Source organism: Neochlamydia sp. AcF84, from assembly GCF_011087585.1.
In the GTDB taxonomy this organism is placed as follows: Bacteria; Chlamydiota; Chlamydiia; order Chlamydiales; family Parachlamydiaceae; genus Neochlamydia.
This window is the reverse complement of sequence record NZ_VJOT01000015.1, coordinates 1-9,028: the sequence shown is the minus strand read 5'-3', so window position 1 is coordinate 9,028 and position 9,028 is coordinate 1. Positions and strand designations below refer to the sequence as shown.

Annotated in this window: 5 protein-coding genes; 3 read left to right on the top strand and 2 right to left on the bottom strand. The window is 35.2% G+C overall.

The genetic code is table 11. From position 1 onward, the window contains the following. The coding region (locus NEOC84_RS00760) for an integrase core domain-containing protein (RefSeq protein ID WP_166154362.1) at positions 1-538 on the top strand (538 nt) is incomplete at its 5' end. Positions 539-895: 357 nt separating this feature from the next. Here the strand turns inward: NEOC84_RS00760 and NEOC84_RS00755 are convergent. Beyond that, entirely contained in the window at positions 896-4,675 is a 3,780-nt protein-coding gene (locus NEOC84_RS00755) for a tetratricopeptide repeat protein (RefSeq protein ID WP_166154360.1), read from the bottom strand. A gap of 972 nt (positions 4,676-5,647) precedes the next feature. Continuing rightward, entirely contained in the window at positions 5,648-7,285 is a 1,638-nt protein-coding gene (locus tag NEOC84_RS00750) for a hypothetical protein (protein ID WP_166154358.1), read from the bottom strand. Between the two features lie 249 nt (positions 7,286-7,534). Here NEOC84_RS00750 and NEOC84_RS00745 point away from each other — a divergent pair, with 249 nt between their 5' ends. Continuing rightward, positions 7,535-8,287 carry a hypothetical protein gene (locus NEOC84_RS00745; protein ID WP_166154356.1) on the top strand — a complete coding sequence of 251 codons (753 nt, stop codon included), beginning with the start codon at positions 7,535-7,537 and terminating at the stop codon, positions 8,285-8,287. Positions 8,288-8,569: 282 nt separating this feature from the next. Next, entirely contained in the window at positions 8,570-8,980 is a 411-nt protein-coding gene (locus NEOC84_RS00740; RefSeq protein WP_166154354.1) for a hypothetical protein, read from the top strand. Positions 8,981-9,028: the final 48 nt, after the last annotated feature.

Sequence of the window (9,028 nt, the reverse complement as noted above, 5' to 3'; positions counted from 1 at the left end):
GAAAGGTGTGGGACGCATTTATCAACAGACAGTGATCGATACCTATTCTAAGGTAGCTTTTGTCAAACTATACGATAGAAAAAATGCGTTGGTAGCAGCGGATATGCTGAATGACCAAGTCATTCCCTGGTTTGAAGAGCAAGATATTCGTGTCTTAAGAATATTGACCGATCGTGGTACAGAGTACTGTGGAGCAAGAGAGCATCATGAGTATGAACTTTATCTGGCCATTGAAGACATTGACCATTCTCGCACTAAAGCTCGGCACCCTCAAACGAATGGAATCTGCGAAAGGTTTCATCAGACCATCCAGAACGAATTTTATGCCACAGCTTTTAGGAAGAAAGTGTTTAAAAATGTTGAAGAATTACAAGAGGATGTGGATAAATGGATGAATGAGTATAATAACGAGAGAACACATACAGGAAAGTATTGTTTTGGCAAGACGCCATTACAAACATTCTTAGATGCAAAACATCTTGCGCAAGAAAAGATGTTAGATAAGTTACAACTGACAGAAATAGTACCTGCCAGGTAACTCATGTTTGTCAGGTCAAGTACTGTCTAGGACAATTAAATGGCTATTGGGAAGCTTACTGGAATTCTTACAAAGTTGCTGCTTAAAAAAGGTTGTTAACACTTTTGTTTACACCCGTTGGCACGCTCCCTTGTTATCCTGGATTATTTAGATTTTTAAATAAAGGTTTCCTATCATCTAAGACTTTAGTTAAACAGCCTGTAAATTTATAATCTGCTTTTCGGGAGTAAGAAAACGATTATACTGTGAAAAGGACGCGTAAGAGTAAGCATTATCTCAATATAATGCTTTCACAATCATTTTGGTTTAAAATATTGGACTTAAGAATACATGTTAGGCAATTTTTAGCTCTCAAAATTAACATCCATATTGATATATTCCAGCAGCCTTATTTAATTTACCTTGCTCTGGATAAATCATTTTCAAGTTATTGTGATCTCTTGCTACGTTAGAATGATTTTCGCCAAAAATATCAAGATCAATAGCAAGAGCTTTATTGAAATACTCTACCGCCTTAGCTATATTACCTTGCGTAGTATAAATTTGTCCTAAGTTATTGTAACAAATTGCCATTGTGGGATGATTTTCGCCCACAAGCTTAAGGTTAATATCGAAAGCTTTCTGGCTATGTTCAAGAGCTTCCCTTAGATTATCCTGTGCTTTGTAGATTTGCCCCAAATTGTTGTAAATTGCTGCTACATATCGATGATTTTCACCAAAAAGCTTCACGCTAATGGTAAGGGCTTTCTTGACATATCTAGTCGCTTTTTCCAAATTGTATTGGTTATGATAGATCGTTCCTAAGTTGTTGTAAATTGCTGCTACATGTGGATGATTTCTACCGAAAAATTTAAGGTCAATAGCGAGAGCTCGTTTTATATACTCAGCCGCCGATTCTAACATACCTTGCTCTTGGTAGATTTTCCCCACGTTATTATAAATTATTGCCACTGTAGGATGATTTTCTCCCAAAGCCTTACGGGTAACAATAAGCGCTTTTTCAAAGAACTCTACTGCCTGCTCTAAATTGCCTTGTTCTCTGTAAATTTTTCCTAGAATGATATATTGTTTTGCTATAGTGGGATTATTTTCCCCAAAAAGCTTAAGGTCAATAGCAAGGGATTTTTTGACATACTCGGCAGCCATATCTAAATTGCCTTGATCTTCGTAGAGTGCTCCTAAGTTGTGGTAAATAGTGGCCACATAAGGATGAGTTTCACCAAATAGCTCAAGGTTAATAGCTAGAGCTTTCTTGACATACTCAGCCGCCTGCTTTAGATTGCTTTGTTCATGGTAGATTGTTCCCAAGTTGTTGTAATTTTCCGCTATATGGGAATGACTTTCGCCAAATAACTTAATATTGATACTTAAAGCTTTCTTGGTATAATCAGCTGCCTGATTTAAATTGCCTTGTCTATAGTAAATTGCTCCCAAGTTGTTGTAATTTTCTGCTGTAATGGGGTAGTTTTCGCCAAATAGCTTGAGGTTGATAGTCAGAGCTTTGTTGCTATACTCAACAGCCCGTTTTAAGTCTCCTTGTTCATCGCAAATTATTCCCAGGTTGTTGTAAAATTTTGCTATGCTCGGATGATTTTTACCAAAAAGCTTACGGTTAATAACCAGAGCTTTGCGCGTGCACTCAGCCGCCTGCCCTAGATTACCTTGCTTATGGTAGATTGTTCCCAAGTTATTGTAATTTTCCGCTATATGAGGATGGCTTTCCCCAAACAACTTAAGGTTAATAACTAGCGCTTTTTTAGCATACTCGGCTGCCTTATCTAAATTGCCTTGATCATCATAGATTGCTCCTAGGTTATTGTAGGATTTTGCTATGCTCAGATGACTTTCCCCAAAAAGCTTACGGTTAATAATGAGCGCTTTTTTAGCATACTCGATCGCCTGTTTTAAATATCCTTGATCCTTGTAGATCAGTCCCAAGCTATTGTAACATATTGCTACTTCGGGATGGTTTTCCCCTAAAAGCTTAAGCTTAATGGCGAGAGCTAGGTTAGTATACTTAACCGCAAGTTTTAAATTTCCTTGTTCTCTGTAGATCGTTCCCAAGGTATTAAAAATTGTTGCTATACGGGACTGATTATTTTCAAAATGCTTAGAATTAATAGTGAGTACTCTTTTTGTATGCTCAGCCGTCTGTTCTAACATGCACTGTTTTTGATCGATGCTTCTAAGGTTATAATAAATTGCTATCAAAAAGGAATAATTTTCATCCAAAAGATCAAGGCTAATTTGGAGAGCCTTTTCAGCGTAATTAGCCGCTTTATCTAGGTTCCCGCTAGCCTCATAAATGCTGCCAAGAAAACCTAAAATATAAGGGTCGCTTGGATTTTCTTTTCTTGCTAATTTAAAACATTTTTTTGCTTCTTCTTTTTGAAAAAGCCTGAGGGCTATGCTACCTTGAGTTTCTAACGAGTTATCCTCCAAATCAGAAGAATTAAGGCTATCTTCAGTGCCTGTTAAAAACTCCTCAATAGTTTGATAGAAAGGAATAAAAGTGCGATAAATCTTTTTTATTTTTTCTAATGTTCCCAGATCTAGCGCAAATTGTTTCTTGATTAATTCAGGATTTTCAAATCCAAATGGCTTAATTAGAGGATTCATCATCTCTTGTTGTGCTTGATAATGTGAATAGGTTTTAAGGCGCATAAATAGCGCTATACTCATCCATTCACTTAACTTTACAGCAGCGTTATTTTTTATAATTCCTAGCTTGTTTAGCTCATCAATCCTAGTAAAAGTGTTAGAAGCCTCTACTTTTTTGAGAAGGGCTAGCCGGTCTAAAGCTAAATGAGGAAACCGATAAAGATCATTTTTAACTTTAAAGAGCATACCCTGTCTACTTAAATCGCCCATTCTCGGATCAAAAGCTTCCATATCAGCTAGTACAAGATGCTGCTTAGCTAAGTATTGCCGAAGGTTGAGCCCTTCGTGATAAGTAATGATCAGCTTTTCTTGAAGTTTTTCACCATACTGCCTAGTTAAGCCAGGATTACCTATTAAATGAACAAAGGTTAAAAGCTCCATCGGAAGATGAGGCTCTTTTTCATGCCACCAATGGCCTTCTTCATTTTTAGCAATATATTGAGCCATCTTTTCAGGAGTCTGGATAAGCTCAAATGTTTTGCTATTGCCGAAAGGGGTTTTACAGCCTTTCCCTTCTACTCCTGCCCCATCGAAGGCAAAGCCTCGTGGTGTAATGCCATCAAAAAAATCTATAGCTTTTAAGCAAGGAATGTTTAAAGCAGGAAGAATGGTTTCTCCTAAATTGATGACTTTCAAGTGAATTAAATTTGTAAGATTCCTAAAATACTTCTTATGTGCGTCGTTATCTTCTTTTATAAGAATGCCAAATTCTAGATCGGAATAAGGAGTCATCTCTTCCCTAGCTAAGGAACCAAAGCCTATCATGGCATATTCACAAGGAGCAGGACCTAAAACATCTATTGCCTGGTTAACTAGTAAGCTAAAAAAAGCCTTTATATCCAGAGCGATCTTACCGTAAAGCTCTTTCACTTCTTGGAAAGAAGGAGTTTCTGACAGGAGTTGAATTTTTTCCTCTATTTCCTCTCTAAACTTTTTTAATGCTTGGCGATTGCCCTTAAATTCTTTTCTTATTCTATTATTATCTAAAACTTTTCCCTGACACACGTTGATAAGTAAATGTTGAGCTTTCAAAAGCTTTTCTTCAAAAAATTTCTTTTTGTCATCAGAAACAATTTGTAACGCATAATTGTAAAGCCCTGCAGCTTGAAGTAATGTTTCGGCTGTACCTTTTTCCTGATAAATATCTCCTAGTTTTTCTATACAATATACTTCTTGGACTAGCTTTTCTGCGCAAACATTTTCGCGCATAGGGTTATTCTTTTGAATAGCGAGTTTTAAACCTATCCTGAAGATGTCTTCCGCTAAAGCACTGCTTTCAATTAACTGCTTCCATTCTCTACATATGAGTTTGGCTTGGCACAAATCTTGGAACCCTAATTCCTTAAATATTTTTAAGCTAATTTCTCTATACATAGTAGTACCTCTTGTAGAATAGCTAGCATGTTCTTCTTTTTTCTCAAATGCAGGAAATATTAAGGGGTATATACAAAGAGAATCTGAGGAAAGCTGTTTCATGTGGTTATCCATTTTTTAGCTAGTTATAATTTTTGACCAAAGTATGCTTGCAGCTAAATGGCAAAAATAAAATTGTTTTTTCTAAACAATACGAAAAATTTATAAAAACTCCATTAAAAATTTAATAAGAATAATCATTTATTGAAACCGTAGAAAAACAGCATGAAAGCCTCTCCCTATAGAGTTTATTTGGTATTTTGGCAGCTTTTATCCTATGAGTGCAGGTTCAATCAATTGTCCTTCTTGCTCATTTTTAGATCTCTTAGATGCGCGTATACTTGTCACATCCATGTGAGGCCTTAGTTAAAAAGCCTATGATTTAATTTAATTTTAGGACGGCAGAAGAATGAGTATGCTGCGATAAAAACGCCTACAGGTAGGCATTATTTTGATAGAATATTTTTACAATCTTTTTTGAATTCAAAACCCGGTACGTAAGAATATAGGTTAGACAAATTATAGCTCATAGAACTGGCACCGATCATTTAACTCGTGCCCATCAGCTCTGAAAATGCTTAAAATAGGCAATAAACGCTTAAAGTTACTAAAAGGCGATGAAAACTTACTTTCTATTTCACACTCAATAGCCATCACCGATGATTTATACATTTTTATATCTAGGATTTTATTAAGGAGAGAATTTAAGGCATACGTGGAAGGGCTCTTTCCAAGCTATTAAGAGAAACACTTAGCTTTGTATGATCGTTCCATGACAGAGAAGAAAAAGAAGCTTTATTATCATTGGCTCGTAATTCTATAGATAAAGTCTCCAACCACCTCTTGATTTCTTTAAAAATTACTATAAAATCTTAAAGATACCCTCTCTGTTCTCATGCACATCATAAATTTGAATGATTTGCTAATAATTTCTGCATTTAAGCCGTAGAAGAAAGCAGGCATGACGAGGGAGAGAGAAGGCAATATATGCTTACCTTTAACCTAAGAGGAATTTATAACTTATCTTCTTAGAAATTAAACCCAGGCATTCGTTTTTACTCTTCTAGGAACCAGAGGAGGAATAAGCCTTGTAGCTATTTCTACTTGATGTTCTGCCCCCCATTTGCGTAATTTAATACCAGGTAGGATCTCTTCAGCTTGCTTTTCAACTACTTTTAGCTCTTCCTTAGTAGACGAGGGGAGAGGCTCTGCTAAATTAACAAGAACCTCAACAGATTTATTCAAAATTTCCTCATGCTGTTCTTGCATCTTTTGCTGGAGGCGCAACAAATCGAAACGTGTCTGCTCTTTTTTGATAATCTCTCTTTCTAGAATAAGCTGTTTGGCGTAATCTCTTATCTCTTGTTGATGTTGGTCATATAGCCTATTTCTATATTCTTGGATAGCCTTCTCTGTAATGCTTCTCATACGCCTTACAAAGTCGCGAGTACTTTCTTGGATGATAAACGCTTTGACTTTTTGAGGATCGATCTCCCTTTTAGCCGCTACATTTGCAGTTTTGGAAGAAATCTCGGCATTTTGCTTAGAGTGAGTAACAGGAAGATTTTCCCGGTCTTGCTCAACTTTGTTATCTTGTTCTTGCGCAAAGATAGCTAAATTGTTAGCAGCTAAAATATAGGTGGCATACTGAGTAAACTTTTGCTTAAAAACTTCTAATTCTTCAGGACTAAGTTCAACAGCTTTTCCATCAACAAACTTGTGGAAAGTATTTTCCCGTAAGAATTTATCTATAAAGCTACGGTGTTCTTTCTGGCTTATCTTATTTTGGCTAAGAAACTTTTCTGCTGCCTCCTTAGCACCTACATACTGATCCCCTACTTTAACAAATTTATCGGCTAAATGAGAGTGCAGATCGGGAAGTAGACCTTTAAGCTCTTGTACAGCTTTTAGGTCTGCTTTTCTATTATGCTTTTCTACAGCAGGAATGTCTGCTTTAATAATGTTCGATCTATGCTTTTCAACTACATCCTCTATGACCTCAGCCAACTCGCTAACATGAATATTTTCTATGGATTTTTCTACAATCGCTTGTTTGCCAACATTTTTAGCTTCTTGATGTTCTGCCACCTTTGTCTCTTCATTTGCCGTGCTTTCTTCGATATTTACTTTTACTTTTTCGACATTTACATTTATTTTTTCCTCAATGAAAGTTTCCTTTTCCTGGCTAACTATTTTTATTTCTTCAACATCAGCTTTCTCTTTTTCCTCTACATCTACCCTGATTTCCTGTTGAAAAATTGTTTCTGATTCCATTTCCTCTATTTCATTAATCTCATTAAAATCAAAGGAGGCTTCTTCGAATTCTTCAATTGTATTAGAGGTCAATTCAAGAGCTTTAATAACTTCTACCGCTTTTGCTTCTGCTACAAAATCTCTTTTCGATTCGGAGGATTGATTAAAGCTAGGGGGCAAATTCTCTTGCACCTTAATTACATCGTTATCATAAGCAATTGATTGTATGCCTTCTATAGCATTGAGATAATCTTGCCTTTTAGTCTCCTCAGTAATAGTGCTGCTCTGTAGAAGAGTATTTTTTCCCACTTTATTGCTTTCTATTTTGCTTTTATTCAACTGAGATAAGCTAGAATAGGATTGAGAGGAGAAATGATTGAAGTAAGATCCTTGATGATTGGTAAAATTCATACTACTCATACAGGTCTCCTAGGAATAATCTTTACTATTTTTATTATACTTTAGGCTTATTTTGATAAGCAATAAATAATATTATTTTTTTGAAAAACATTGAGATTATTAAGGCATCTGCGGACATAAAAAATTTCTAAATATTTTTTTTAAATTCCTTTTAAGGTTTTATAAAGATTCAATAAAGAATTTGTAAGAAATATAGAGAGTTATTATAGTCATTCTTTGAATCGCCAAACTTTAAACCAAGGAAATTTTATGACCCCTATATCCACTTCTTCATCAGAATATAAACAATTTAAAGAATCATTTACCCAGTATGCTCAATATACTGCTGCAGTTAATAATTTAAGGATTTTTGTTGAAGAAAATAAAGAAAGTTATAAAGCCCATCTACAAGAAGAGGCTAAGCAAATTGCAGAAAAAAAAGCAGAGTTGGCCACTAAAAAGGTAGATATAGCTGCTAGAAAAGAAAAGCTAGCTGCTAAAGACGACGAGTTAAGTATTAAAATAGGACAGTTAAGTGTTAGAGAAGAGCAATTAAGTGCTAACCTACAGCAGTTAGCTAAAACACGAGTAGAGGCTGAAGCCAAGATTGCACAAGCACAAGCTACATTAAAGTTTGGATATGTAAAATTATTTTATAGTGTTTTTGGATTGCCTGTGCCTTTGCAAAGTGAAACTGATAAAATCGATCAAATAGCAGCTACTTATTTTCCTAATGGTGAGATTGGAAATATCAATGGGCAGGCAACCCTTTTTTCTATTAGCCCGATTGAGAAATATTTAAAAGAATCAAGAAGTACTATTAGCAAGCTTAATCTTACTGCCATTCGTATTATTCATGATCCTAAAAACCTTGTAGAATTTTTACAAAAGCCTGGTTGCCCCATCAAATTTATCGGAGTCGATGCTCGTCTAAAAGATAGTCTGGAGCAGCAAATTGATGAAATTTGCCCTAGAGAAGGCCGTACATTCAAAATAGTATATGTACAGCCGCCGAAGAAATAGATTTTTTAGTTAATACCCCTTCCTAGCAAACTTAAGGAAGGGGTATATTACCTCTTTCCTCATTATTCTTATAACAAAGCGATCAAGTTAAAGTCCACTGTAGAGTGACATTTTTTTGAAAAGTGTTAATAGTCTTAAACATTAACAAGCTTGAAGGGGTTAAAAATGTTTTTATCAAGAGTTTCTCAATATTTGGTAAAGTTTCAATAAACATGTGTAAGAAATATAGAGAGTTATTATAGTCATTCTTTGAATCGCTAAACTTTAAACCAAGGAAATTTTATGACTCCCATATCTACTTCTTCATCAGAATATAAACAATTCAAAGAAGCATTCACACAATATGCTCAATATACTGCCGCTATTAACAATTTAAGAATTTTTGCTGAAGAACAAGCTACTCAAAATCTCAGACAATTTGTGGAGGAAAATAAAGAAAGTTATAAAGCACATCTACAAGAAGAAGCTAAGCAAATCGCAGAAAAAAAAGCAGTATTGGACGCTAGAATGGTAGATATATCTGCTAGAAAAGAAGAGTTAGCTACTAAAAAAGGAGAGTTAGCTGCTAAGAAAGGAGAGTTAGCTGCTAAAAAAGGAGAGTTAGCTGCTAGAAAAGAACAATTGAATACTAAAGAAGCAGAGTTAGTTCGACCTGAATTAACCTTAAAAATTTATTCATTGCATCCATATTAGAAAGAAAAATTATGAATTTTCTTTTAGACCTAAGTGAAAAAACTGCAA

Excerpts from the sequence above, each read along its gene's own strand:
- NEOC84_RS00755 (WP_166154360.1), bottom strand. The coding sequence starts at position 4,675 with ATGAAACAGCTTTCCTCAGATTCTCTTTGTATATACCCCTTAATATTT.
- NEOC84_RS00750 (WP_166154358.1), bottom strand. The coding sequence starts at position 7,285 with ATGAGTAGTATGAATTTTACCAATCATCAAGGATCTTACTTCAATCAT.
- NEOC84_RS00745 (WP_166154356.1), top strand. The coding sequence starts at position 7,535 with ATGACCCCTATATCCACTTCTTCATCAGAATATAAACAATTTAAAGAA.
- NEOC84_RS00740 (WP_166154354.1), top strand. The coding sequence starts at position 8,570 with ATGACTCCCATATCTACTTCTTCATCAGAATATAAACAATTCAAAGAA.